Below are 24,782 nucleotides of genomic sequence, written 5' to 3' on the forward strand. Positions count from 1 at the left end.
TGCTCGACAAAGGAGGCGATTCGATGATCGAAGTACTTGCCGACATGCCGGAAGGTGTCGCCGGGATCCGGGTATCGGGACGGGTGAGCGGTGACGACCTGAAGGCGTTCAAGCCCACGATGGACGATCTGCTGAAGTCGGGCCAGGACATCAGGATCGTCGAGGTCATCACGTCCGATTACGAAGGATTCGGCCCCGGTGGTCTGGTCGAGGATCTCAAACTCGGTCTGGGCACGCTGTTCACCCGCCACGCCGCCTTCAAGCGCGTTGCGGTGGTCAGTGACAAGGAGTGGGTGGTCCACACCATGCATCTGGTGGGGTGGCTGATGCCCGGCGACGTCGCGGTGTTCGGGCTCGATGAGCTCGACAAAGCCAAACAGTGGGCGGCCGGCTGAGTCGTCGACAGCAATACCGCCGAAACAAACTGCGCATACCGTGATCGGATGCTGCGACGACGTTCGGCGCTGGTCGACAGGCTGGTGGTCGACCAGCCGGGCCTGCCGCAGCAGGCCATCCTCGACGAGCTTCGCCGGGTGATCCTCGACGGCGCGTCCCTGCCGGGCACACCGATCCCGCTGGCCGAGGTGGCGGATCTGTTCGGCGTCAGCCAGATTCCGGTTCGCGAATCTTTGAAGACGCTGATCGGAGAGGGGCTGGTCACACACCGGTCGAACTCGGGTTACACCGTCTCCCAACTCACCGTCCAGGAACTGCGCGAAATGTACATCGTGCGTGAGACTTTGGAGGCGGCATCACTGGCCTCCGCGGTGGCCAAGGCCACCGACGAAGACCGGGCGGCCATCGTGACGGCGAACGGCCTTCTGCAACAGGCGATCGACGATGACGACCCGGTCACGTATCACCGCCAGAGTCGGCACTTCCATCTCGCATTGACTCGCCCGTCACGGATGTTCCGTCTACTGCACATGCTCGAATCTGCCTGGAATATCACCGAACCCGTGCAATCGATGGTGCATGTCTCGCCGTCGGACCGAGCGGCGCTGCACGCCGATCATCGCCAGATGGTCGACGCGTTTCTCGCCGGCGATGTTGAACAACTGCTCACGGTCGCCGAACTGCATGCCCAGCGCCTCAACGCGGTGATCGCCACGCTGCCCACCGACACCGGGCTGCTGGCATGGCCGGATATATCTTCGCCGCAATAGCCGGGTAGTCCGGCGGAAATACGGGAGAAATGCGCCGTCGATAGCGTCCCGCCATGACCGACATCGACACCTCCCAGAGTGCGAAAGACCTGCCTGCCGGCGCCGTGGTCGGCGCGAACGACCTCGTCGAAGCCGCCGGCCATCCGGTCGGCGGCGGATTGATCAAGCCCGGCTACGACCCGCGCCTGACCAATGAAGACCTGGCTCCGCTGCGCAAGCAGACCTGGAGTTCCTACAACATCTTTGCGTTCTGGATGTCAGACGTGCACAGCGTCGGTGGCTACGTCACGGCGGGTAGCCTTTTCGCGCTGGGCCTCGCGAGCTGGCAGGTGCTGGTCGCGCTGCTGATCGGCATCGTGATCGTCAATGTCTTCTGCAATCTGGTGGCCAAACCCAGCCAGGCGACCGGTGTGCCGTATCCGGTGATCTGTCGCAGTGTCTTCGGTGTGCTCGGTGCCAACATTCCCGCCATCATCCGAGGCCTGATCGCCGTGGCGTGGTACGGCATCCAGACCTACCTGGCCTCGGCTGCGTTGGATGTGGTGCTGCTCAAGCTGTTTCCGGGCCTCGCACCGTACGCCGACGTGAATCAGTACGGACTGTTCGGGCTGCCGCTGCTCGGCTGGGGCAGTTTCCTGCTGTTGTGGGTGTTGCAGGCGTGCGTCTTCTGGCGCGGCATGGAGTCGATCCGCAAGTTCATCGACTTCTGCGGCCCCGCGGTCTACGTGGTGATGTTCCTGCTGTGCGGCTACCTCATCTACAAGGCCGGCTGGGGCGCGATCGATCTCAACCTCGGCGACGTGAAATACACCGGCTTCGATTCGGTGCCGGTGATGCTCGGCGCGATCGCCCTGGTGGTGTCCTACTTCTCCGGCCCGATGCTGAACTTCGGCGACTTCGCCCGCTACGGCAAGTCGTTCCACGCGGTCAAGCGCGGGAACTTCCTCGGCTTGCCGGTGAACTTCCTGGTGTTCTCGATTCTCGTGGTCGTCACCGCGTCACTGACTGTCCCGGTGTTCGGCGAACTGATCACCGACCCGGTGGCCACTGTGGCGAAGATCGACTCGACGTTCGCGATTGTCTTGGGCGCGTTGACATTCACCATCGCCACGATCGGCATCAACATCGTCGCCAACTTCATCTCACCGGCGTTCGACTTCTCCAACGTCAGCCCACAGCGGATCAGCTGGCGCGCCGGCGGCATGATCGCCGCGGTCGGCTCGGTGCTGATCACGCCGTGGAACCTGTACAACAACCCGGAGGTCATCCACTACACGCTCGAGGTCCTCGGTGCCTTCATCGGCCCGCTGTTCGGCGTGCTGATCGGCCACTACTACCTGATCCACAAGCAGAAGGTGGTGGTCGATGACCTGTTCACCCTGGCCGAGGACGGAACCTACTGGTACAAGAAGGGTTACAACCCCGCGGCCGTCATCGCCACCGCGGTCGCGGCGGTCGTCGCGGTGGTCCCCGTGCTGGCCGGTGGTGTTCCGGGTATGCACACCGCCGCGCAGTACAGCTGGTTCATCGGCTGCGGGCTGGGGTTGGCCATCTACTACGTGCTCGCGACGCGGAGCAAGCTGGCCGTCGCTCCGCTGCCGTGATGCGGATCTGGGTGATCAATCCCAACACCACCCGAACCATGACCGACACGATCACGAAATGCGCTGTGGCGGTTGCCGCGTCCGACGTGACGGTCACCGGCATCACCTCGGAGATCGGGCCGGAGTCGATCGAGAGCCACTACGACGAGGCGCTGTCGGTGCCGGGTGTGTTGCAGGCGGTCCAGCGAGGTGAGCGAGAAGGTGTCGACGGCTATGTGATCGCCTGCTTCGGTGATCCCGGCCTCGATGCCGCTCGGGAGGTCGCGGCTGGACCGGTCATCGGCATCGCCGAGGCGGCCATGCAGGCCGCCAGTCACCTCGGCACCGGCTTCAGCATCGTCACCACGCTGGCGCGGACCATCGGGCAATCGGCGCACCTCGCGGAACGCTATGGCATGCAACGGTTCTGCCGGGGTATCCACGCCTGTGAGATACCGGTGCTCGACCTGGACACCGACCCGAACGCCCGCAAGATCATCACCGAGGCGTGCCGCGAGGCGGTCGAGGTCGACGGGTCCGATGCGGTGGTGCTGGGCTGCGCCGGGATGGCCGATATGTGCAAGGAGATCTCGGCCGAACTGGGTGTGCCCGTGGTGGACGGGGTGACTGCCGCGACGTTGACGGTCCAGTCACTGGTCACCATGGGTTTGCGGACGTCGAAACGAGGCGAGTACGCACTGCCGCCGGCCAAGGTCTACGCGACGGGATCTCCCGCCGCGGGGTGAACCCTGCGCCAGTGCTCGGCGATCTCGATACGCCGGGCGAACCAGACCTCGTCGTGGGACTGGATGTGGTCACAGAACCGTTCCAGCGCCGCCGTGCGCGCCGGACGGCCGACGATCCGGCAGTGAAGGCCGATCGAGAGCATCTTCGGGGCGCCGGCGCGACCCTCCGCGTAGAGCACGTCGAACGCGTCGCGAAGGTGGGCGAAGAACTCCTCGCCGTTGGAAAACCCTGCGGGAGAACTGAACCGCATATCGTTGGTGTCCAAGGTGTACGGCACCACGAGATGCTCCTGGTCGTGCACCCGCACCCAGTACGGCAGGTCATCGGCGTAGGAGTCGGAGTCATAGACGAAGCCGCCGTGTTCGACGACGAGTTCCCGGGTGTGTGGTGAGTCGCGGCCGGTGTACCAGCCGAGCGGCGCGGCCCCGCTGAGGTCCTGCAGGATTTGCACCGCCTCGGCCATGTGTGCGCGCTCGGTGTCCCGGTCGATGTTCTGGTAGGACTTCCACCGCAGGCCATGGCAGGCGATTTCGTGGCCGAGTTCGCCGAATGCGGCCACCGCCTCGGGGTTTCGCCGCATGGCCAGTGCCACGGCGAAGATGGTCAGCGGAATACCCCGCCGTTCGAACACCCGAAGCACGCGCCACAGTCCGGCACGCGAGCCGTACTCGTACAGCGACTCCATGCTCATGTGCCGGTCGGGGAAGGCCTCCGCAGGCGTCATCTCGGACAGAAACGTCTCCGACGCCGGGTCTCCGTCGAGGACGGAATTCTCGGCGCCCTCTTCGTAATTCAGCACGAACTGCACCGCGATGGCCGCATCGCCCGGCCAGTGCGGGTGCGGCGGCGTGCGGCCGTAGCCGACCATGTCTCTCGGATAGTTCATCTCATGTCAGGCGCTGGCCGCCCACCTCTCCTGAATTCTGCGCAGACCCTCGGCGGTCAGCCGGCCGAACAGCCGAAGCCGTGCCATGCCGCCGTCGGGATAGATGTCGAGGCGCGCGTCGGTGACAGGTCGTTCGGCCGATAGCAAGAATCGGTGCCGGGTGTCGGGTTGCAGTGGGGTGGTCGCCAGCAGCTCGAACCAGTCCCCGGCGTCGTCGCGGCCCATCAATCTGGCGGCGCCGGGCGCATTGCCGACGAAGTACGAGGTGTCCAGCTCGACCGCGGTCAGCACACCCTGACTGGCCAGCCGCACCTGGACCCAGTCGTTGCCCTCGTCGCGGCGGCGTGAGGTCTCCCACCCGTCGCCCATCGTGCGGGCCGTGCCCGGCAGCAGGAGATTGTTGGGGGAGGAGTAGAACATGTTGGAGCAGGCCGCAACTCGGGCACCGTTCTCCAGGGCGCCCAGATCCAGCGGCATCCCGTCGGCCAGCCGCGGGTCGAGCATTCCCTCGCCGTGCACCCGCAGCCGGGCCACCCCACCATCGGGGTATATCGACAGCCGCACATGAGTCCAGCGTTGGGAGGACTCGACTTTGAACGGGTTGCGGGTGTCCCCGTTTACGCCGCTGCGTTCGACGATCGTGGTCCAGTCGGTCTGGTGCGCAAGGTCTTCGGCCGACGGGTAGCCGTCGACGCAGGCCGCCTCGATCGAGATCTGCGGTGGGTAGTTACCGGTGAACCACGCGGTGTCGACGACGACGCCGCGCACGATGGCCGGTGCGCCCAGCCGCACGATCGCGCGGTCGCAGTCGCCGGGGCCGGTACCGCGCCGCCGCCGGGTCTCCCAGCCGTCGTAGATCTGACCCTTGTGCCCGAAGGTGGCCGGGCGGAACTCCGCCGATTTCGGATTGATCAGGTTTTCCCGCTCGGCGAACAGGTCGTCGTTCGCCCACACGACCGCGCCACCGGCCGGCCGGGCGGCCAGATCGGGCAGAGCCAGAAAGTGCGGCGACGGCTGAGTGGGGTCCTGCGGTGCGCCGATCACCTCACGAGCCTAAATGCGGACCTCCGTGGTCACCACCTGGCGCTCACGGCCGGCCGGCCAGCATCCCGTTGACGATGCCGTGCAGTGCGCTGCGCACCTCGGCGCCCATGACCTCGGGATCTGCGGCATTGGCGATCGTCATCGCCGCGGCGTCGAGTGCCCCGATCAGGATGTGCGCCAGCGGACGTACCGGCTGAGTTTCGAGTTCGCCGGAATCCATCGCGGCCTGGAGTAGCTGTTCGGTCATGCCAAGGCTGTAGCGCTCGGCGATATCGCGAAAACCATCCCAGCCCAACACATTCGGTGCGTCTAGCAGAATCAGCTGACGGATCTCCCGCTCGGCGCTGATGTCCAGCCAGGCGTCCACCGCCGCGTGGAGCGCCGCCGCAGGCGTCGCCGGCTGGCGGGCGAGGGTGGCCGCGGCGAGCCGGTTCATCACATCGGACTCGACCGTCTCGACGACGTCGAGGAACAGGGCCGCCTTGTCGGCGTACTGGTGATACATCGCGCCGCGGGTGACACCGGCGCGTTGGGCGATCTCCGGCGTCCCCACCTCGGCGTAGCCGCGTTCCCCCCAGAGTTCGCGCGCGGCCGTGCGCAGCGCGTCCTGAGTGGTGGCCGATCGCTGCGCCTGGGTACGTCTGGTCGTCATGTCTTGTATTTCCGTACATCCTGTCGGTATCTTACATGCAGACTGTCTGTTTGTTTGTCACTATCGAGGGAGATTGTCATGGACACCGTAGATCTCAGCGGCGGAACCATCCATTACGAAACGGCCGGACCGTCGACCGGCAGGCCCGTCGTCTTCGTCCACGGCTACGCGATGGGCGGATCGCTGTGGCGGCCGCTGAGCACCCGGCTGGCCCGACACGGCCTGCGGTGCATCATCCCGACCTGGCCGCTCGGTGCGCACCAGGAGGCGATGCGCGACAGCGCCGACATGACCATGAGAGGCGTCGCGGCCATGGTCGCCGAGTTCCTCGGGAAGGCCGGCCTCACCGATGTCGTGCTCGTCGGCAACGACACCGGCGGGGCCGTCTGCCAGGTGGTCGCCACCGAGTTCCCGGATCGCCTCGGGGCTTTGGTTCTCACCAGTTGTGATGCGTTCGAGCACTTTCCACCGCCGATCCTGGCGCCGTTCATCGCCGCGGCCAAGGTGCCGGTGCTGTGGCGGATCGCGGTGCAGGGCATGCGTTCTCGGGCGGTGCGCCGTCGCGCGTATGGCGCGTTGGCGCACACCAACCTCGACGCGCTGACGGCCGAATGGACGCACAGAGCAGTCCGCGACCGCGCCATTGCCGAGAACCTGCGCCGCTTCACCGGATCGCTGAGCAGGCAGACCACTCTCGATGCCGCCGCGCGGCTGCCCGAGTTCACCAAACCGGCGCTCATCGCGTGGTCGGCCGACGACGCGTTCTTCCCGCAGTCCGACGCTCAGCGGCTTGCCGATGCCCTGCCGCACTCGCGGCTGGAGTACATCGCAGGAGCGCGCACCTTCTCGATGCTCGATCAACCCGACGCACTGGCCACACTGATCGCCGAGTTCGCCACCGCCACAAACACTGCCGATCGCTGCTAGATCGAGCGCAGTCGGCGGATCCGGTCGGCGACCACCCGCGCCGACACCGCCGCAGTCGGCGCCAGTGCCTCAAAGGCGTGCGGACAGCCGGGGTGTACATGCAGCTCGGTCGGGACGCCTGCGGCCGAAAGCCTTGCCGCATAGGCGATGTCTTCGTCGCGGAAGATATCCAGATCGCCGACGTCGATGTAGGTCGGCGGCAGTCCGGCCAGGTCCTGCGCGCGGGCCGGAGCGGCGTAGATCGACACGCCGTCAACCCCGGCGCGATCGCCGAGCAGCGCGCCCCAGCCGGTGATGTTGTCCTCGTAGTTCCACGTCAACAACTCCGGCGCCAGGTGTGGATCTTCGACGGTGGTGCGGTCGTCGAGCATCGGGTAGATCAGCAGTTGAGCGGCCAGCGCCGGTCCGCCGCGATCGCGGGCCAGCAGGCTCACGCCCGCGGCCAGCCCACCGCCGGCACTGTCACCGGCCACCGCCAGCCGGGCCGGGTCGACGTCCAGAGTGGCCACGTTCTCGGCCAGCCAGCACAGCGCGGCATAGCAGTCCTCGACCGGGGTGGGGTCCGGATGTTCCGGCGCCACACGGTAATCCACCATCAGCATGGGCGTGCCGGTGGCGGCGACGTAGGTGCGCAGCACCGCGTCATAGCCCGGCCGGGTCTCGGCCAGGCTGTAGATCATTCCGCCGCCGTGTAGGTAGAGCACGGCACCCCCGGAGGGTTCCGACGTCGGGACGTACCAGGCGAGGTCGACTTCGGTGCCGTCGGAGGCGGTGAGGCAATGGCGGGTCATGTCGACACCGCTGATCGGCCCCCGCAGCTGGCCCAGGGCTTGGAAAAACGGGATCGCGCGTTCTCGGCGGGTGGTGACGTCTCCGATCGCGGGCGGCTCGAGTTCGGCGGCCGCGGACATCAGCGGTTCCATCAGGGTGAGGAGTTCGGGATCCATCGGCAGGGTCACGCCTGCCAACCCTAGGGGCTGGGGTCTGCCCCGACGTGGCGAATCAGCCCCAGTTGTCGTAGCCGCCCTCGGGTCCGAGCATTCGCTCGAGCCGACTGCGGTTGATCCGGGCCAGCTCGTTGCAGACGACCTTGCGCTCGGTCTCCGGGTCGTGATGCATCCGGTCACGCACCGCGGCGATCACCGACGCGGCGCAGACTTCTGGAGCCAGACCGCCGATGTGCATGACGAAGCCGAAACCGAAGTGATCGGCGTAGTCATTGACCGCGGTCGTGAGTTCGGCCATCACCTCGGGCGACTCGTCCCAGACCGAGCACTGCTCGGCCTGCGACTTGGTGCTGCGCGGGCGCCGCCCAACGTGCGGGTAGGCCTGCAGGATGTCGTCGATCGAGGACTCCGACAGCGAGAACAGCAGGGAGTCGGCACGGCGGAACAAGGCGGTGTGGTCGGCGTACGGGCGCCCGCGCGCCAGATCACGCGCCAGCGTCACGCTGTTGCAGCATTCGTAGAGCGCGTGCACAGCCTTGCGGTCCGGCATCTCGTTGAAGGCCTCGAGACCGATGCCCTGGTGCATCAACACCCAGTCATCATCGAAAAACCAAAGCACAACCGGGTTACCGATTGTTACGGCCAGGCAAATTCTCCCGGGGAGGCGGTCTGGGCTCAGTGCTTGCCGGCCGCGAACCGCGCCCGCGAGCGCTCCACCTCGGCCTCGGCCTCGGTCCGTCCGACCCAGTCGGATCCCTTGACGAACTTGCCCGGCTCGAGGTCCTTGTAGTGGGTGAAGAAGTGCTGGATGGAGTCGAGTTCGTCCTTCGGGACATCGCCGATGTCCTGGATGTGGTCCCAGCGCTTGTCCCCGGCGGGCACACACAGCACCTTGTCGTCGCCGCCGGCCTCGTCGACCATCTTGAACATGCCGACCGGGCGCACCTCGATCAACACCCCGGGAAACACCGACAGCGGCAGCAGTACCAGGGCATCCAGCGGGTCGCCGTCCTCGCCGAGGGTGTCCTCGATGAAGCCGTAGTCCGCGGGGTAGGCCATCGGGGTGTACAGGTAGCGGTCAAGACGGACCCGTCCGGTTTCGTGGTCGACCTCGTACTTGTTGCGCTGGCCCTTGGGGATCTCGATGGTCACATCGAACTGCACCGTTGGACTCCTTATTTCCGCTGATCGTGATCGGGGGGCTGATCCCCGGGTCGCTTCGCTCCTGCCCGCCGAACCGGCGACGCGGCCTACCCTAACGCCCGCGCTGGCCTGCACGGCAGGGTGGTTCGGCACAATGAGACGAAGCAAGCCAGAAAGAGCCTCAGGAGAATGATGAGCCCGACTCGCGGGTGGCGGTGGGCCCACGTGGTGCTCGCCGTGGCGGTGATCGCGCTGGTCGCCGCGGTCGTGGCGGTGGCTGCTGTGCTGACCCACGGGGACACCAGCAGCGCGCAGGCAGCGCCCGAACATGCTTTGGTCACGGTGAACCCCGGTGTCAAGCCCGTTTCGGACTCGGCCGGGCTGCCGACCACGGCCGGCATGACCGCGGCACTGGCCCTCCCCGTCGCCGACCCGAACCTGGGCAACGTCAGCGGGCGGGTCACCGACGCGAAGACCGGCAAGCAGATCTGGGAGTTCCGCTCCAACGTGCCGCTGCTACCGGCGTCCACCAACAAGACGCTCACCACCGGGGCGGCGCTGCTGGCGCTGAACCGTGACGAGCGGGTCACCACGACCGTCGTCGCGGCCGACCAGACCACCCAGTCGGGCGTCGTGGTGCTCGTCGGCGGCGGCGACCCGGTCCTCTCGGCCGCCCCGGCCGGCCAGGAGACCTGGTACCGCGGCGCGGCCCGCATCAGCGACCTCGCCGACCAGATCCGCAAGAGCGGCATCACGCCGACGGCGGTGCAGGTCGACGATTCCCTGTACAGCGGACCGGATTTCGCGCCGGGCTGGGATCCCGCCGACATCGACGGCGGCGACATCGCGCCGATGCAGTCGGTGATGATCGACGCCGGCCGCATCCAGCCGACGACCGTCGATTCGGCACGGTCGCGGACGCCCGCCCTGGATGCCGGACGTGCCCTGGCCAGTGCCCTGCGGCTGGACCCGGCCAAGGTCACCATGGCCTCGTCCGCACCGACGGGCCGGCAGCTGGCCTCGGTGCAATCGGCGCCGCTGATCGAGCGACTGCGCCAGATGATGAACGCCTCCGACAACGTGATGGCCGAGGCGATCGGCCGGGAGGTGGCCAAGGCGACCGGTCGTCCGCAGAGCTTCGCGGGTGCGGCCGAGGCGGTGACGAGCAGACTGTCGGGCGCCGGTGTCGACATGACCGGCGCCGCCCTGTTCGACTCGAGCGGGTTGTCGGTGCTGGACCGGCTGACCGCCAAAACCCTCGACGAGGTGGTCCAGGCCGCGGCCGGGCCCGACCAGCCGGCCATGCGTCCGCTGCTCGACGTGCTTCCGGTCGCCGGCGGCAGCGGGACGCTCTCGGATCGTTTTCTCGACGGCGATCCCAAGGTGTCGTCGGCGGGCTGGCTGCGCGCCAAGACCGGGTCGCTGACCGCCATCAACTCGCTGGCCGGGATCGTCACCGACGACAGCGGGCGCGTGCTGACGTTCGCGTTCATCTCCAACGACGCGGGCCCGATGGGCCGGGTCGCCCTCGACACCCTGGCCGGCACACTGCGGACCTGCGGGTGCGGCTCATGAGTGGTCCCTCGCAGCTGACCGTCGGGCGTGCCGTCGACTGGTCGTTCGCCGGAAATGTGGGCGCCTGGTTGGCCCGGCCCGGGCCGGCGTCGACCGACTACACCCGCAACCAGGCCATCGATGAACTGGCTGCCGCCGCGGTCAAGGCCGAAGGGCCCGTTCGTGAGGTCACCCGGATGGGTGGTGACGCGCCCGTGCCCGACGCGCGCATCGTCGACCGTCAGGGTTGGATCCGGGCGGCCTCGGACTCGATGCGGGTGATGACGGGCGGCACGTCGACGCCTGCCAACGCCGTCACCGGGCGGGTCACCGGGGCCCAGACCGGAGCGGTGCTGGCGTTCATCTCCTCGGGCATCCTCGGCCAGTACGACCCGTTCGCCGAAGGCGAGGACAGTGGCCTGCTGCTGCTCGTCTATCCGAACGTCATCGCCGTCGAGCGTCAGCTCCGGGTCTCCCCGGCCGACTTCCGGCTGTGGGTGTGTCTGCACGAGGTGACCCACCGGGTGCAGTTCACCGCGAATCCCTGGCTGGCACAACACATGTCGCAGGCGTTGGGAGTGTTGACCGCCGATGCCGCCGACGATGTGACGCAGATGGTGGGGCGGTTGGCGGACTTCGTCAAGAAGCGACGCAACGGGGTGGAGGGGCCCAACGACGCCGGGATTCTGGGGTTCATGCGGGCGGTGCAGTCCGAGCCGCAGCAGCAGGCTCTCGACCAGTTGCTGGTGCTCGGGACTCTGCTCGAAGGCCATGCCGACCACGTCATGGACGCGGTCGGCCCGGCCGTCGTGCCGTCCGTGCAGTCCATCCGCACCCGGTTCGACCAGCGCCGACAGCGCAAGCAGCCGCCGCTTGCGCGGCTGCTGCGGGCGCTGCTCGGCGTCGACGCCAAGATCAGCCAGTACACCCGCGGCAAGAAGTTCGTCGACCACGTGGTGGACCGCGTCGGGATGGACCGGTTCAACACGGTGTGGACCAGCGCGGAGACCCTGCCGCTGACCCACGAGATCGAAGATCCGCAGCGGTGGATCGACCGGGTGCTGTAACCGCATTGCGGGCCCGCGTGGCCGGCTTCGCGACCGAGCATCTGCCCGGCGCCACGTCGTGGTGCGTGGCGCTGTCCGGCGGCCCGGATTCGCTGGCGCTGACGGCCGCGGCTGCCGCGGCCCTGCCGACCACCGCCCTGATCGTCGACCACGGCCTGCAACCGGGCTCCGCGGATGTGGCCGAACAAGCCCGTCGGCAGGCGCATGACCTCGGCTGTGTGGACGCGCAGGTGCTGCGGGTGCGGGTCGGCATCGACGGCGGCCCGGAGGCCGCCGCCCGCACCGCCCGCTACGCCGCCCTGGACGCTGCCCGCGGCGGGGTGCCGGTGCTCTTGGCGCACACCCTCGACGACCAGGCCGAGACCGTGCTGTTGGGGCTGGGCCGCGGCTCGGGAGCCCGTTCGATCGCCGGGATGCGCGCATGTGACCCGCCCTGGTATCGCCCGCTACTGGGGGTTCGCCGCAGCGTCAACCACGACGCCTGCGCCGAGCTGGGCCTCACCCCGTGGGACGACCCGCACAACCACGACCCCCGCTTCACCCGGGTGCGGCTGCGCACCGAGGTGTTGCCGCTGCTCGAGGACGTGCTCGGCGGTGGAGTCGCCGAAGCGCTGGCTCGCACCGCCGCCGCGCTGCGCGAGGACACCGATGCACTCGACGGCCTGGCCGAGGAGGCTGTCGATCTCCTGGGCGAGACCGTCGCCGTCGCTGCCCTGACGGAACTGCCCACCGCGGTGCGGCGCCGGGTGATCCGCCGCTGGCTGCTTTGCGGTGGGGCGGTGAACCTGACCGACAGGCAGATCCGCGCGGTGGACGCGCTGGTCACCGCCTGGCACGGCCAGGGCGGAGTGGCGGTCGGGTCGGATCTGCGGCAGCAAAGACTCTTCGCGGCCCGCCGCGACGGCAGGCTGACGATGTACACCGAGCCGGTGTGAGATTGGTTGTTGGGCCCAGGTCATGGCACAGTGTGGGCGTGTCGGCGCACGAGCTGTACCCAGGGGACATCAAATCGGTCCTGTTGTCCGAAGAGCAGATTCACGCCCGCACCGCGGAGCTGGCGGCAAACGTCGCCATCGACTACGCCGACACTCTGGGTGGTCAGGATCTGCTGCTGGTGACCGTGCTCAAGGGTGCGGTGATGTTCGTCACCGATCTGGCGCGAGCAATCCCGCTGCCCACGCAGCTGGAGTTCATGGCGGTCAGCTCCTACGGGTCGTCGACGTCGTCGTCGGGTGTGGTCCGCATCCTCAAGGACCTCGACCGCGACATCCACGACCGCGATGTGCTGATCGTCGAGGACATCGTGGACTCCGGGCTGACGCTGTCGTGGCTGCTGCGCAACCTGGCCACCCGCCATCCCAAGTCGCTGCGCGTGTGCACCCTGCTGCGCAAGCCCGAGGCCGTGCGCGCCGACGTCGAGATCTCCTACGTCGGCTTCGACATCCCCAACGAGTTCGTGGTCGGCTACGGACTGGACTACGCCGAGCGCTACCGCGACCTGCCCTACATCGGCACGCTGGACCCGAAGGTCTACCAGATCTAGTCCGCTGCACCCCCAAACCCACATTTCGCAGCGGAATCGCGAGTAGTTCACCGCAGTTCGTCGATCTCGGCGCGGGTGCATACTGACGCTCATGCGCGCTTCTGATGACCTGCTGCGCCATCTGCGCCGGGCCCGCGATCACGCGGACCGGCATTATCGCGAGCCGCTCGATCTGGAGCAGCTCGCCGCGGTCGCGGGAATCAGCAAGTACCACTTTCAGCGGCTGTTCACCGCGACCTACGGAATGTCGCCGGCCGAGCATCTGTCCCGCCGCCGGGTGGAGCGGGCGCAGGATCTGCTGCGCGCCACCAACCTCACCGTCACCGAGGTCTGCATGACGGTCGGGTTCACCAGCCTCGGCTCGTTCTCCACACGGTTTCGCGAGCTGGTCGGGGTGAGCCCCAGCGAGTTCCGCCGCCGGCATTCCGACGGCGCGCCGCGGATTCCGGGCTGCTACCTGTTCATGGCGGGCCTCGCCGAGCGGTATCCGTCGCCAGGATCCGGAAGCGCAATCGAGGAGAAGCCCGGCGGCCGCGGCGCCGCATAGCGTCGGGTGCATGATCACGAACATTTCCCTGGTATCCGTCTTCGTCCGCGACATCGACGAATCGCTGGCCTTCTACACCGACATCCTCGGCTTCGAAGCGAAGGACGATCTACAGCTTGGGCCCGACTTCCGTTGGTGCACAGTGGTTCACCCGAACCAGCCCGAGCTGCAGGTGCATCTGACGACGCCGAGCAAGCCGCTGTCCGACGATCTGATCGCGGCATTCCAGCGTGCACAGGCCGCCGGCGGCCTGCCCGGTCTCGGGCTGGCCGTCGACGACTGCCGCGCGACCTACGAGCAGCTCAAGGCCAAGGGCGTCGAGTTCTTGCAGGCGCCCGAGGAACGGCCCTACGGTGTCGAGGCGCTGATGCGGGACAACTCCGGCAACTGGATGGTGCTCGTCGAGGCCCGCGAGTACACGCAGGAGGACTTCGACGGCTTCGCCGAGGCCAAGGCGACTAGCTGAGCTCCCAGACCGCCGTCACCGAAAAACTCACGGTCTGCTGACCGGGCGCCAGCGGAACCGAGCTCGCCATCGCGCCGCGCGGCATCGGCATCGGCGGGGGCGGCGGCGGGGTGCCGCCCGGGGCCTCCGAGATCGAGATGACCTTGCCCAGCGACAGTCCCGACAGCTGCGCATACTGCTCGGCGCGTTGCTTGGCGTCGCCGAACGCACGCGCCCGGGCGTCGGTGACCAGCTTGGAGTCGTCCTCGATGGAGTAGCTCACCGAGTTGATCCTGGTGGCATCACCGCCGGCGCTGACGACGTTGGCCAGCACCTGCGAGGCGGTGTCGAGCTTGCGGATCTTGATCTGAAGCGAGTTGCTGGCCCGGTACCCGGTGATCACCGAGGAATCGCTGTACTGCGGCTGCAGGCTGACCTGGGTGGTGGCGATGTCGTTGGGGTCGATCCCGCTGGCGTTGAGCGCGTTGAGCACCGAGTTCTGGCGGTCGTTGGCCTGATTCATCGCGGTGGTGACGTCGGTGGCGGCGGCCTCGACGCTGACGTCGGCGGTGAGGGTGTCGGGCACGCCCTTCACGTCGCCGGTCCCGACGACGGTGACCTGCCGCGGGTTGGCTCCGGCAGGGCTGGCGGGTGCGGAATCGCAGCCCGTGAGCACAGCCGCGGCCGTCCCCATCGCAGCCAGCGCAACAACGACACGACGTCCGGCGATCGGCATGCCTGACACCGTAGCGTGCAGCATTAGATTTCTGACATGTCGAACATCGTGCTCACCCACCTCGGCGGGCCAACCACCCTGATCGAAGTCGACGGCTGGCGGATCCTGACCGACCCGACGTTCGATGCGCCTGGCCGGCGCTACACGTTCGGCTGGGGCACCTCGTCGATCAAGGTCGCCGGACCGGCTCAGCTACCCGAGCGGGTGGCGCCGGTCGACGTGGTGCTGCTCAGCCACGACCAGCACGCCGACAATCTCGACGACGCGGGGCGCGCCCTGCTCGGCCAGGCCGGCACGATCATCACCACGGTGCCCGCCGCGCGCCGGCTGGCCGCGCTGAACGCCCGCGGTCTGGCGGACTGGGACTCGACGACGCTGGAGGCGCCGGGTCGCACGCCGCTGCGGGTGACCGCAACACCGGGCCGGCACGGGCCGAAGTTCAGCAGGCCAATCGCGGGTAAGGTCAACGGTTTTGCGTTGCACCGTGACGGCGAGAAGACCGCCGCGCTGTGGATGTCCGGGGACAGCGTGCTCTACGACGGCCTGCGCGAGGTCGCCCGTCGGATACCGGTCGACGTCGCCCTGCTGCACCTGGGCGGGGTGCGATTCGGTTTCACCGGCCCGATCCGCTTCACGATGACCGCGCAAGAGGGCGCCGAATTCATCCGCCTGATGGGCCCGAGAGTTGCGGTGCCGGTGCATTACGAGGGCTGGACCCACTTCCGGGATCCGGAAATCGTTACGCGCCAGGTGCTTTCAGGATCAAACATCCGCTGGCTCACGCCGGGTGAGCCCACCGAGGTCTAGGACTGCGGTTCGGTGCGATGTGCACCCCCTATGGTCGTTATCGAGGCAGCTGCCGGGCGCCGGCACTGTGGAAGGAGATTCGTGAACGCGAGGAGTCGCTCAGACCAGACGCGGCATGACCGGATCATCGGAGCCGCGATGGAGGTGTTCTCTGCGCAGAGCGCCGCCGAGGCGACACTGCAGATGATCGCGGACTCGGCTGGTGTGTCGGTCGGACTGGTGCAACACCATTTCGGGTCCAAGGACGGGTTGATCGCGGCCGTGGATGAGCGTGCGATGGCAGTCATCGGCGCCGCCATGACTCAGCCGCTGCCGGAATCACCCACTGACGCTGTGCTGGAAATGGGCCGGCGAGTGGGTTCTCTGCTGTCCGATCACCGGGTCGTCGTTGACTATCTCGCTCGTTTGCTGGTGGATGGAACTGCCTCCGGTGTCGCGTTCTTCGACGCGACGGTGGCGATTGTGGTGGGCCACTGGCAGCACTTGTCCGAAATCGGAGTCACGCGCGACGATCTCGACTTGGTCTGGGCGGCTCTGAACCCGACGATCCTGGTGTTCGGAGCCATCATCTTGCGCCGTCATATCGATCGCCACCTGCCGGAACCATTGGCGACCACTGCGCAGTTACGGCGTTGGGAGGAGTCGGTGAATACGTTGCTGCGCTACGGCCAATTCAAGACCTAGCGCGCCGTCCGGTCCCGTCGACGCGGTCGGCCCAGCGCTGAGAGCATCCCGCGGCCGTTACCATATCGCCATATTGTACAATACGTAATTATGGTTGCTGGGAAGGCGTTCCCTGGCGAAGATCTCGGCCCTGCGCGCGTCGCCGGCGCCCTCGCCGGCCTGAGCCCTCGGGCCCGGGTTGTGGTTGCCGAGGCATACACCGAGGCCTATCGCTATGCCAGTGACTTCGTCGGCTCCGGCCACCTTCTGCCAGGGCTGGCGGCCGACGCCTCGGACGCAATCACCTCAGCACTGAACGCCCGCGCGGTGACCACCGGCACGATCCGGCGACAGTTCCAGCAGTCCACCGGTGCCCGGCCGCGGGAATCGCCTCGCCACATTCATCTGACATTCAGCCACCATGCCAAGGCGGTGCTCATCCACGCCGCCGACCAGGCCAGGGATACGGGTTCGGCGGCGACGGAGGTCGATCATCTGTGGTGGGCACTGAGCCGGATCGAAGGGTCGGTCGCGCACCACATCCTGTCCGCTCTCGGCCACCTGCCTCACCTCGAGTGGCTGTGCGCGGAGATTCTGCCGCCGCCTGAGCCCACGTAGCGGCCCGCGCGCCGATGGCCCGTCCGTCATCGTGACTCCACGTCGCGCAGGAATTCCAGCAGGATCCGGTTCACCTCGTCGGGCCGCTCCTGCTGCACCCAGTGCCCGGCTCCCTCGATCCACGTCTCGGTGTACGGACCGGCAACCACCTCGCGGGCGCGGGCCGGGTTCATCGTCGGCCCGATCGGGTCGGTCGTACCGCCGACGAACAGTGCCGGCACCGTGATGCGGGTTTCGGCGAGCTGCGGGGTGGACTCCCAATTGCGGTCGTAGTTCCGGTACCAGTTCAGCGCGCCGGTGAATCCCGTTCTGCCGAACTCGGTTACGTAGTGGTCGAACTCGTCGGCGCTGAGCCAGCCGGGCGGGGCGTCGGGTCCGGTCAGCTCGTTGAACATCCCGCGCATGGTGGTGGCCACATCGGCAGCCATCTCGGCATCGGCCTTGCCGGGCTCCTGGAAGCGCAGCATGTAGAAGTCGTCACCGAACTTCTCCCGCCACCGCTGGGTGGGGCGGGTCCGCGCCCGGGGGATCGGCGGCACGGACAGTCCGGCGACGGCGCGGACCCGGGCGGGATGCAGCAGCGCGGTGTGCCAGACCACCATGGCGCCCCAGTCGTGGCCGATGAACACGGCCCGGTCGGCGCCTCCGCCAACGTCCGAGTCCAGCAGGCCGACCAGGTCACCGGTCAGGGCGTGGATGTCGTAGGCCTCGACCGCATCGGGTGCCGACGATCCGCCGTAGCCGCGCTGATCGGGAGCGAGCACGTGGTAGCCGGCCTGCGCCAGAACCGGGATTTGATGACGCCACGAGTAGGCCAGCTCGGGGAAACCGTGCGCCAGGATCACCACAGGCGCACCGCGATCACCGGCTTCGATGACCCGCAGCCGAACTCCGTCGCCGTCAACGAAATGTTCGGTTGGAGCCTGCACCGTGCCAGCCAAGCACAGCATCACCGCGCCGGAAAGAGCCCGATTCGGCGGACAGCGAACACCGATTAACGATGGCCGGAAACCCTGGGGGCACTTGCCGACGTTGGTCTAGCGGTAGCCTGAACTATCCCAGCTGCGCATATCGGAAGGACCGGGCCGTAACGGCCGATGCTTGATGAACCGCAAAAACGTGATCCGGACACTCACGGTGATCGCCGTCGTGCTGCTGCTCGGCTGGTCGTTCTTCTATTTCAGTGACGACACCCGGGGCTACAAGCCCATCGACACTTCGGTGGCGATGGCGCAGATCAACAGCGACAACGTCACCAGCGCGCAGATCGATGACCGGGAACAACAGCTGCGCCTGGAGCTCAAGAACGGCAACGGCGACACCGAGAACTCGAACAAGGTCATCACCAAGTACCCGACCGGGTACGCGGTCGATCTGTTCAACGCGCTGAGCGCCAAGAACATCAAGACCAACACCACCGTGAACCAGGGCAGCATCCTGGGCTCGCTGTTGGTCTACATGCTGCCGCTGCTGTTGCTGGTCGGTCTGTTCGTGCTGTTCTCCCGGATGCAGACCGGCGGGCGGATGGGCTTCGGCTTCGGTAAGTCCAAGGCCAAACAGCTCGGCAAGGACATGCCCAAGACCACGTTCGCCGATGTCGCGGGCGTCGACGAGGCGGTCGAAGAGCTGTACGAGATCAAGGACTTCCTGCAGAATCCGTCGCGGTATCAGGCGCTGGGCGCCAAGATTCCGAAGGGCGTTCTGCTCTACGGTCCGCCCGGTACCGGCAAGACGCTGCTGGCCCGCGCGGTGGCCGGCGAGGCCGGAGTTCCGTTCTTCACGATCTCGGGTTCGGACTTCGTCGAGATGTTCGTCGGCGTCGGCGCCTCCCGGGTGCGCGACATGTTCGAGCAGGCCAAGCAGAACAGCCCCTGCATCATCTTCGTCGACGAGATCGACGCCGTCGGCCGCCAGCGCGGCGCCGGCATGGGCGGCGGCCACGACGAGCGTGAGCAGACGCTGAATCAGTTGCTCGTCGAGATGGACGGCTTCGGCGACCGGCAGGGTGTCATCCTGATCGCGGCCACCAACCGCCCCGACATCCTCGACCCGGCGCTGCTGCGCCCCGGCCGCTTCGACCGGCAGATCCCGGTCACCAGTCCCGACCTCGCCGGCCGCAAGGCCGTGCTGCGGGTGCATTCCGCGGGCAAGCCGATGGCCCCCGACGCCGACCTCGACGGCCTGGCCAAGCGGACCGTCGGCATGTCCGGCGCCGACCTGGCCAACGTCATCAACGAGGCCGCGCTGCTGACCGCCCGCGAGAACGGCACCGTCATCACCGGTGCCGCGCTGGAAGAGGCCGTCGACCGCGTGATCGGCGGTCCGCGCCGCAAAGGCCGCGTCATCAGCGAGCTGGAGAAGAAGATCACCGCCTACCACGAGGGTGGCCACACCCTGGCGGCCTGGGCGATGCCGGATATCGAACCGATCTACAAGGTGACGATCCTGGCTCGCGGCCGCACCGGCGGCCATGCCGTCTCGGTGCCCGAGGACGACAAGGGCCTGATGACCCGCTCGGAGATGATCGCGCGGCTGGTGTTCGCGATGGGCGGGCGCGCCGCCGAGGAACTCGTGTTCCGCGAGCCCACCACCGGCGCGGTGTCCGATATCGACCAGGCCACCAAGATTGCCCGCGCGATGGTCACCGAGTACGGCATGAGCGCCAAGCTGGGTGCGGTCAAGTACGGCACCGAACACGGTGATCCGTTCCTGGGCCGCACGATGGGGACCCAGTCGGACTACAGCCACGAGGTCGCGCGCGACATCGACGACGAGGTGCGCAAGCTGATCGAGGCCGCCCACACCGAGGCATGGGCAATCCTCACCGAGTACCGCGACGTGCTGGACATTCTTGCCGGTGAGCTCCTGGAGAAGGAGACCCTGCACCGCAAGGAGCTGGAAGCGATCTTCGGCAACGTGAAGAAGCGGCCCCGCCTGACCGTGTTCGACGACTTCGGCGGACGTATCCCGTCCGACAAGCCGCCGATCAAGACTCCGGGTGAGCTGGCCATCGAACGCGGCGAGCCGTGGCCCAAGCCGATGCCGGAGCCGGCCTTCAAGAAGGCCATCGCCCAGGCCAGCGCCGCGGCACAAGCCGAGCAGGGCCATGCCCCCAACGGCGGCAACGGCAACGGCGCGCACACCAGCGGCCAGCCCGCCGCCCAGCCCGGTTCGACCCAGCCCGACTACGGCGCACCGGCCGGCTGGCACGCTCCCGGCTGGCCGCCGCAGGGACCGCCGCCGCCGGGCGGATACTGGTACCCGCCGCCGCAGGGGTGGGCACCGCCGGGCCCCCCGCAGGGCCAGCATTATCCGCCCTATCAGCCGCAGCCCGCGCCCCGGCACGCGAGCCCCAATGGGCCGCAACATGATCCGGGTGACGACGGTGGCCGGTCGAAAGCGCCGGACAACGGCTGATGACGAACGGAGCTTCGATGCCGCAGCCCAATTCGGTCACGTTGGACGCCCGTGTGTTCGATCAGCCGCGGGCCGAGGCGGCCGTGCGCGAATTGCTGCTTGCGGTCGGGGAGGATCCTGACCGGCACGGGCTGGTGGACACCCCGGCGCGCGTGGCTCGTGCGTTCCAGGAGATGTTCGCCGGTCTGTACACCGATCCGGATGCGGTGCTGGAGACCACGTTTGACGAGCAGCACGATGAGCTGGTGCTGGTCAAGCAGATCCCGATGTACTCGACTTGCGAGCACCATTTGGTGGCGTTCCACGGTGTCGCGCATGTCGGCTACATCCCCGGTGAGGACGGCCGGGTGACCGGGCTGTCGAAGCTCGCCCGAGTGGTCGACCTGTACGCCAAGCGTCCGCAGGTCCAGGAGCGGCTGACCGGGCAGATCGCCGATGCGATCATGCGCAAGCTCAAGCCGCGCGGCGTCATCGTCGTCGTCGAAGCCGAGCACCTGTGCATGGCGATGCGCGGGGTGCGCAAGCCGGGGGCCGTCACCACGACGTCGGCGGTGCGCGGACAGTTCAAGACCGACACCGCATCCCGGGCTGAAGCGCTGGAACTCATCCTGCGCAGGTGAACGCCACCGGTGTGCAGGTGATGGGGGTCGTCAACGTCACCGATGACTCCTTTTCCGATGGCGGCCGCTATCTCGATCCGGTCCGCGCCGTCGAGCAGGGACTGGCTCTGGCCGCCCAGGGTGCGGTCATCGTCGATGTCGGCGGTGAGTCGACCCGCCCCGGCGCGGTACGTATCGACGCCGCAGTGGAAGCCGCTCGTGTTGTCCCGGTCATCAAAGAGCTTGCCGCCCAAGGCATCACCGTGAGCATCGACACCATGCACGCGGCGGTGGCGGCCGCCGCCCTGGACAACGGCGCGAGCATCGTCAACGACGTCTCCGGCGGGAAGGCCGATCCGGACATGGCCCCGCTGATGGCCGAGGCCAAGGTCCCGTGGGTGCTGATGCACTGGCGTTCGGTACGCGCCGAGCATCCTCATGAGGTGCCGAACTACGGCGACGTGGTCGCCGAGGTCCGCGATGAACTGCTGGCCGGTGTCGACGCCGCGGTTGCCGCCGGGGTGGACCACAAGAACCTGATCATCGATCCCGGATTGGGCTTCGCCAAGACCGCGCAACACAATTGGGCCCTGCTGCATGCCCTGCCCGAGTTCGTCGCCACCGGCATCCCGGTGCTGGTCGGGGCGAGCCGCAAACGGTTCCTTGGCACGCTGCTCGCCGACGCCGACGGCACCGTTCGCCCGCCGGACGGTCGGGAGACCGCCACCGCGGTCATCTCGGCGCTGGCCGCACAGGGTGGCGCGTGGGGCGTGCGGGTCCACGACGTCCAGGCCAGTGTGGATGCGCTGAAGGTCGTCCAGGCGTGGGGGAGTGCCGGTGGCTGATCGCATCGAATTACGCGGCCTCACGGTCCGCGGCAACCACGGGGTGTTCGATCACGAGCGCCGCGACGGGCAGGACTTCGTCGTCGATATCACGGTGTGGATCGACCTGGCCGCTGCCGCCGCCAGCGACGACCTCGCCGACACCTACGACTACGGGACGCTGGCCCAGCGTGCGGCCGCCGTCGTCGGCGGGCCCGCACGCAATCTGATCGAGACCGTCGCCGCCGAGATCGCCGAGGACGTGATGACCGATGAGCGGGTGCACGCCGTCGAGGTGGTGGTGCACAAACCTGATGCGCCAATCCCGTTGGCGTTCAAAGACGTCGCAGTTGTCGCGCGCCGCTCCCGGCGCGGCGGACGGGGCCAGATCGTTCCGCTTGGCGGCGGCACATGACGCGGGTGGTGCTGTCCATCGGCTCCAATCTCGGTGACCGGATGGGGCGGCTGCAGGCCGCCGTCGACGGGCTCGGGGATTCGGTGCGCGCGCTGTCGCCGGTCTACGAGACCGACGCCTGGGGCGGTGTGGATCAGGGCCCGTTCCTCAACGCCATCGTGGTCGCCGACGACGACAGCGCCGACGGCCACGAGTGGTTGCGGCGCGCACAGGCGCTGGAGAACGCGAACGGCCGCGTCCGCGAGCAGAAGTGGGGGCCGCGCACCCTCGACGTCGATCTCGTCTCCTGTTACGACGGCGACGTCGAGGTCTTCTCCTCCGACGATGGGCTGACGCTGCCGCATCCGCTGGCGCACCTGCGCGCGTTCGTGATGGTGCCCTGGCTGGCCGTCGACCCCGATGCCGAACTCACCGTGGCCGGCGAGCCCCAGCGGGTCGACCGCCTACTGACCGAACTGGAGGCGGTCGACCGGGACGGCGTCCGGCTGACCGGTTTGGTGCTGGGGCTGGGTGCCTGATGGGTCCGACACGCAAACGCGACCTCACCGCCGCGGTCGTCGGCGTCGCCGTCCTGGCCTACCTGCTGGTGCACCTGCTGTACCACTACTTTCCGCCGATCACGGCCTGGACCGGGCTGTCCCTGCTGGCTGTCGCCGCACTCGAGGCCGCCTGGGGGGTGTCGGTGCGGACCAAGATCAGTGCCGGGCAGATCGGCGCCGGCGGCGGCCGGCTGCACCCACTGACCGTCGCGCGCAGCGTGGTGGTCGCCAAGGCGTCGGCCTGGGTCGGGGCGCTGATGCTGGGCTGGTGGATCGGCGTGCTGGTCTACCTGCTGCCCCGCCGTGCCGAGCTGCGGGTGGCAGGGGCCGACACCCCGGGTGCCGTCATCGCCGCCTTCAGCGCCCTGGCATTGGTGGTCGCGGCGATGTGGTTGCAACATTGCTGTAAGTCTCCCGGTGACCCGACCGACGACCCGGACGCGGCCCTCGACTAGTCCCGGACGGCGAATCGCCGCAGCTCGACGACACGCGGACGGACATCGCGCGGGTACAGTCAGCCCATGACCGTTCTGTCCCGCGGCGCCAAGAATCGGCGCGGCGGCCGCAGGCCGGGTTGGCTGCTCTTGACGGTGTTGCTGGTCCTAGCCATTGCGGCCAGTTCCGCGTTGGTCTTCACCACCCGCGTCGAGCTGCTCAAATTGGCGGTCATCCTGTCGTTGTGGGCGGCGGTGATCGGCGCGTTCGTCTCGGTGATGTATCGCAGGCAGAGCGATATCGACGCCGCCCGCGCGCGCGACCTCAAACTCGTCTACGACCTGCAGCTCGACCGTGAGATCTCGGCCCGCCGCGAGTACGAGCTCAGCGTCGAATCTCATCTGCGCCGCGAGCTGGCCAACGAGATTCGCGCTCAGGCCGCCGACGAGGTGGCCGCCCTGCGTTCGGAGTTGGCTGCGCTGCGGGCCAATCTGGAGATCCTCTTCGACGCCGACCTCGGCGACCGGCCGGCCCTCGAGGGCGATCGCACGCCCGACTGGACCCGCGACACGACGACGATGCCACCGGTACCCGGGCGTGTCGAGAGCAGCCGGATCACGCCGGTGCGGCCGGACGACACCGGCAGCCGACCGGTCACCGCCGAGAACCCGATCATCGACGTCCCCGAGGAACCGCTGGTTCCGCCGCAACCGGAACAGTCGGATGCCCCGCCGTCGCCGCGCCGTCGGCGTCGAGCCGAGCCCGAGCCTGCGCCGGCGGCGGGCTCGCATCGAAGGCCTTCGGAAAATGGTGGGCACGACAGCGAGCAGGTCGTACCGCCGGCCGACCGGCCGTTCGCGCCGCCGCCCCCGCCGGAACCGCAGTCCGATGTCGCGGCCGCCGCTGCGGCACTGTCCGCAGAGCCTGCGACGGCGCCGCACGCTCCCGGGGCGCCGCAGTGGCGCCCGGTGGAGGCCGATGGCCGATGGCTGCCGCCGGGAGCACCGGGCAGCAACTGGGTGGCGAACTCCGACAGCGGCATCGTCGTCCCGTCCGCCGCCGCGCCCGCTGCCGCCGACGACGCTCCGCGCGGCAGGCACTGGACTCCGCCGCAAGAAGCCGCATCTGCACCAGAACCGCACCGCGAGCCTGAGCCCGTCACCCCGCGCGCTCGACATTCCGTCGAGAGCCCCGGCGACGGACAGCCGGCTGCACAGACACCGCCGCCCGCACGGCATCGCGGGGAAACCGAGGAGGCGCCGCGATCGAGGTCGCGCGACGGCTCGCAGACCGGCGGCCAGTCGGTCGCCGACCTGCTGGCCCGGCTGCAAGCCAACGGAAACGCAGGCGGTGGCGGGCGTCGCCGCCGGCGTGAAGACTGACACACCTGGTCAGAGCCCGGCCGTGGCCGGGTTAGGCTTGTCGGGACCGTCCGGTACCTGAAATCAGGACTGGAACGAACACACTCATTGACGTCA

General features: G+C 68.1%; 29 protein-coding genes. 21 read left to right on the forward strand and 8 right to left on the reverse strand.

Translation table 11 applies throughout. The features are described 5' to 3' along the window. Positions 1 to 23 precede the first annotated feature (23 nt). Genes HPC46_RS13260 through HPC46_RS13275 form a run of 4 tightly spaced genes read left to right on the forward strand, consistent with a single transcriptional unit; the run spans position 24 to position 3,495 of the window. On the forward strand, positions 24 to 395 hold the full coding sequence (locus HPC46_RS13260) for a SpoIIAA family protein (protein WP_179470480.1): 372 nt from the start codon (positions 24 to 26) through the stop codon (positions 393 to 395). A gap of 48 nt (positions 396 to 443) precedes the next feature. After that, positions 444 to 1,166 carry a GntR family transcriptional regulator gene (locus HPC46_RS13265; RefSeq protein WP_179470482.1) on the forward strand — a complete coding sequence of 241 codons (723 nt, stop codon included), beginning with the start codon at positions 444 to 446 and terminating at the stop codon, positions 1,164 to 1,166. Between the two features lie 53 nt (positions 1,167 to 1,219). Then, positions 1,220 to 2,770, forward strand: coding sequence for an NCS1 family nucleobase:cation symporter-1 (locus tag HPC46_RS13270; RefSeq protein ID WP_179470484.1), 1,551 nt, complete (start codon positions 1,220 to 1,222; stop codon positions 2,768 to 2,770). After that, a complete protein-coding gene (locus HPC46_RS13275; RefSeq protein ID WP_325096655.1) occupies positions 2,767 to 3,495 on the forward strand; it encodes an aspartate/glutamate racemase family protein in 729 nt (242 codons plus the stop codon). Before HPC46_RS13270 ends, HPC46_RS13275 begins: the two co-directional genes overlap by 4 nt. Here HPC46_RS13275 and puuE read toward each other — a convergent pair. The 3 genes from puuE to HPC46_RS13290 are packed head-to-tail and all read right to left on the reverse strand — an operon-like array spanning position 3,465 to position 6,078. After that, positions 3,465 to 4,382 carry an allantoinase PuuE gene (gene puuE, locus HPC46_RS13280; protein WP_179470487.1) on the reverse strand — a complete coding sequence of 306 codons (918 nt, stop codon included), beginning with the start codon at positions 4,380 to 4,382 and terminating at the stop codon, positions 3,465 to 3,467. The genes HPC46_RS13275 and puuE overlap by 31 nt on opposite strands. 6 nt (positions 4,383 to 4,388) lie before the next feature. Beyond that, complete coding sequence (gene alc, locus HPC46_RS13285) at positions 4,389 to 5,426, reverse strand: allantoicase (RefSeq protein WP_179470489.1); 1,038 nt, start codon at positions 5,424 to 5,426, stop codon at positions 4,389 to 4,391. Between the two features lie 43 nt (positions 5,427 to 5,469). Further along, positions 5,470 to 6,078, reverse strand: a complete 609-nt coding sequence (locus HPC46_RS13290) for a TetR/AcrR family transcriptional regulator (RefSeq protein WP_179470491.1) — start codon at positions 6,076 to 6,078, stop codon at positions 5,470 to 5,472. A 78-nt stretch (positions 6,079 to 6,156) separates the two neighbouring features. Here HPC46_RS13290 and HPC46_RS13295 point away from each other — a divergent pair, with 78 nt between their 5' ends. After that, positions 6,157 to 7,005 (forward strand): alpha/beta fold hydrolase, encoded by an 849-nt coding sequence (locus tag HPC46_RS13295; protein ID WP_179470492.1) that lies wholly within the window; start codon positions 6,157 to 6,159, stop codon positions 7,003 to 7,005. Here the strand turns inward: HPC46_RS13295 and HPC46_RS13300 are convergent. The 3 genes from HPC46_RS13300 to HPC46_RS13310 all read right to left on the reverse strand — a co-directional run bounded on the left by HPC46_RS13300 (position 7,002) and on the right by HPC46_RS13310 (position 9,116). Further along, positions 7,002 to 7,964 (reverse strand): alpha/beta hydrolase, encoded by a 963-nt coding sequence (locus tag HPC46_RS13300; protein ID WP_179470494.1) that lies wholly within the window; start codon positions 7,962 to 7,964, stop codon positions 7,002 to 7,004. The two genes, HPC46_RS13295 and HPC46_RS13300, sit on opposite strands and share 4 nt — an antisense overlap. Positions 7,965 to 8,007: 43 nt before the next feature. After that, complete coding sequence (locus tag HPC46_RS13305) at positions 8,008 to 8,544, reverse strand: 2-oxo-4-hydroxy-4-carboxy-5-ureidoimidazoline decarboxylase (RefSeq protein WP_179470496.1); 537 nt, start codon at positions 8,542 to 8,544, stop codon at positions 8,008 to 8,010. Between the two features lie 83 nt (positions 8,545 to 8,627). Further along, on the reverse strand, positions 8,628 to 9,116 hold the full coding sequence (locus tag HPC46_RS13310) for an inorganic diphosphatase (protein ID WP_179470498.1): 489 nt from the start codon (positions 9,114 to 9,116) through the stop codon (positions 8,628 to 8,630). A 171-nt stretch (positions 9,117 to 9,287) separates the two neighbouring features. Between HPC46_RS13310 and dacB the strand changes: the two genes are divergently transcribed. The 6 genes from dacB to HPC46_RS13340 all read left to right on the forward strand — a co-directional run bounded on the left by dacB (position 9,288) and on the right by HPC46_RS13340 (position 14,272). Further along, positions 9,288 to 10,670, forward strand: a complete 1,383-nt coding sequence (gene dacB, locus HPC46_RS13315) for a D-alanyl-D-alanine carboxypeptidase/D-alanyl-D-alanine endopeptidase (RefSeq protein WP_179470661.1) — start codon at positions 9,288 to 9,290, stop codon at positions 10,668 to 10,670. Further along, positions 10,667 to 11,716, forward strand: a complete 1,050-nt coding sequence (locus HPC46_RS13320; protein ID WP_179470500.1) for an Rv3626c family coenzyme F420 biosynthesis-associated protein — start codon at positions 10,667 to 10,669, stop codon at positions 11,714 to 11,716. Before dacB ends, HPC46_RS13320 begins: the two co-directional genes overlap by 4 nt. Next, positions 11,695 to 12,651, forward strand: coding sequence for a tRNA lysidine(34) synthetase TilS (gene tilS / locus HPC46_RS13325; protein ID WP_179470502.1), 957 nt, complete (start codon positions 11,695 to 11,697; stop codon positions 12,649 to 12,651). Before HPC46_RS13320 ends, tilS begins: the two co-directional genes overlap by 22 nt. 32 nt (positions 12,652 to 12,683) lie before the next feature. Continuing rightward, entirely contained in the window at positions 12,684 to 13,259 is a 576-nt protein-coding gene (gene hpt, locus HPC46_RS13330; protein WP_179470504.1) for a hypoxanthine phosphoribosyltransferase, read from the forward strand. A 91-nt stretch (positions 13,260 to 13,350) separates the two neighbouring features. Next, a complete protein-coding gene (locus HPC46_RS13335) occupies positions 13,351 to 13,806 on the forward strand; it encodes a helix-turn-helix domain-containing protein (protein ID WP_179470506.1) in 456 nt (151 codons plus the stop codon). Between the two features lie 10 nt (positions 13,807 to 13,816). Continuing rightward, positions 13,817 to 14,272 (forward strand): VOC family protein, encoded by a 456-nt coding sequence (locus HPC46_RS13340; RefSeq protein ID WP_179470508.1) that lies wholly within the window; start codon positions 13,817 to 13,819, stop codon positions 14,270 to 14,272. Here the strand turns inward: HPC46_RS13340 and HPC46_RS13345 are convergent. After that, on the reverse strand, positions 14,265 to 14,987 hold the full coding sequence (locus HPC46_RS13345) for an SIMPL domain-containing protein (RefSeq protein ID WP_179470510.1): 723 nt from the start codon (positions 14,985 to 14,987) through the stop codon (positions 14,265 to 14,267). The two genes, HPC46_RS13340 and HPC46_RS13345, sit on opposite strands and share 8 nt — an antisense overlap. 36 nt (positions 14,988 to 15,023) lie before the next feature. On the opposite strand from HPC46_RS13345, the gene HPC46_RS13350 reads away from it, so the two are divergent. From HPC46_RS13350 to HPC46_RS13360, 3 genes are all read left to right on the forward strand, one after another. After that, positions 15,024 to 15,794: an MBL fold metallo-hydrolase gene (locus HPC46_RS13350; RefSeq protein ID WP_179470512.1), complete on the forward strand. Its 771-nt coding sequence runs from the start codon at positions 15,024 to 15,026 to the stop codon at positions 15,792 to 15,794. Between the two features lie 81 nt (positions 15,795 to 15,875). Further along, positions 15,876 to 16,478, forward strand: a complete 603-nt coding sequence (locus HPC46_RS13355) for a TetR/AcrR family transcriptional regulator (RefSeq protein WP_179470514.1) — start codon at positions 15,876 to 15,878, stop codon at positions 16,476 to 16,478. Between the two features lie 90 nt (positions 16,479 to 16,568). After that, positions 16,569 to 17,075 carry a Clp protease N-terminal domain-containing protein gene (locus tag HPC46_RS13360; protein ID WP_179470516.1) on the forward strand — a complete coding sequence of 169 codons (507 nt, stop codon included), beginning with the start codon at positions 16,569 to 16,571 and terminating at the stop codon, positions 17,073 to 17,075. Positions 17,076 to 17,101: 26 nt separating this feature from the next. Here the strand turns inward: HPC46_RS13360 and HPC46_RS13365 are convergent, their stop codons facing one another. Then, positions 17,102 to 18,025, reverse strand: coding sequence for an alpha/beta fold hydrolase (locus HPC46_RS13365; RefSeq protein WP_218894105.1), 924 nt, complete (start codon positions 18,023 to 18,025; stop codon positions 17,102 to 17,104). Positions 18,026 to 18,179: 154 nt separating this feature from the next. Here HPC46_RS13365 and ftsH point away from each other — a divergent pair, with 154 nt between their 5' ends. The 7 genes from ftsH (at position 18,180) to HPC46_RS13400 (ending at position 24,686) form a co-directional block, all read left to right on the forward strand. Continuing rightward, positions 18,180 to 20,492, forward strand: coding sequence for an ATP-dependent zinc metalloprotease FtsH (gene ftsH, locus HPC46_RS13370; protein WP_179470520.1), 2,313 nt, complete (start codon positions 18,180 to 18,182; stop codon positions 20,490 to 20,492). A 17-nt stretch (positions 20,493 to 20,509) separates the two neighbouring features. Further along, entirely contained in the window at positions 20,510 to 21,112 is a 603-nt protein-coding gene (folE, locus tag HPC46_RS13375) for a GTP cyclohydrolase I FolE (RefSeq protein ID WP_179470522.1), read from the forward strand. Continuing rightward, positions 21,109 to 21,936, forward strand: coding sequence for a dihydropteroate synthase (folP, locus tag HPC46_RS13380; protein WP_179470524.1), 828 nt, complete (start codon positions 21,109 to 21,111; stop codon positions 21,934 to 21,936). The genes folE and folP overlap by 4 nt, the downstream gene beginning before the upstream one ends. Then, positions 21,929 to 22,330: a dihydroneopterin aldolase gene (folB, locus tag HPC46_RS13385; protein ID WP_179470526.1), complete on the forward strand. Its 402-nt coding sequence runs from the start codon at positions 21,929 to 21,931 to the stop codon at positions 22,328 to 22,330. The genes folP and folB overlap by 8 nt, the downstream gene beginning before the upstream one ends. Then, positions 22,327 to 22,848, forward strand: coding sequence for a 2-amino-4-hydroxy-6-hydroxymethyldihydropteridine diphosphokinase (gene folK, locus HPC46_RS13390; protein WP_179470528.1), 522 nt, complete (start codon positions 22,327 to 22,329; stop codon positions 22,846 to 22,848). The genes folB and folK overlap by 4 nt, the downstream gene beginning before the upstream one ends. Continuing rightward, positions 22,848 to 23,324: a DUF3180 domain-containing protein gene (locus HPC46_RS13395; RefSeq protein ID WP_179470530.1), complete on the forward strand. Its 477-nt coding sequence runs from the start codon at positions 22,848 to 22,850 to the stop codon at positions 23,322 to 23,324. Before folK ends, HPC46_RS13395 begins: the two co-directional genes overlap by 1 nt. Before the next feature lie 66 nt (positions 23,325 to 23,390). Further along, the gene (locus tag HPC46_RS13400) at positions 23,391 to 24,686 is read left to right on the forward strand and encodes a DUF6779 domain-containing protein (protein ID WP_179470532.1); all 1,296 of its coding nucleotides are present in this window, start codon (positions 23,391 to 23,393) and stop codon (positions 24,684 to 24,686) included. The last annotated feature ends 96 nt before the right edge of the window (positions 24,687 to 24,782 follow it).

Origin of the sequence: Mycolicibacterium vinylchloridicum, assembly GCF_013404075.1 — a bacterium.
Classification (GTDB): domain Bacteria; phylum Actinomycetota; class Actinomycetes; order Mycobacteriales; family Mycobacteriaceae; genus Mycobacterium; species Mycobacterium vinylchloridicum.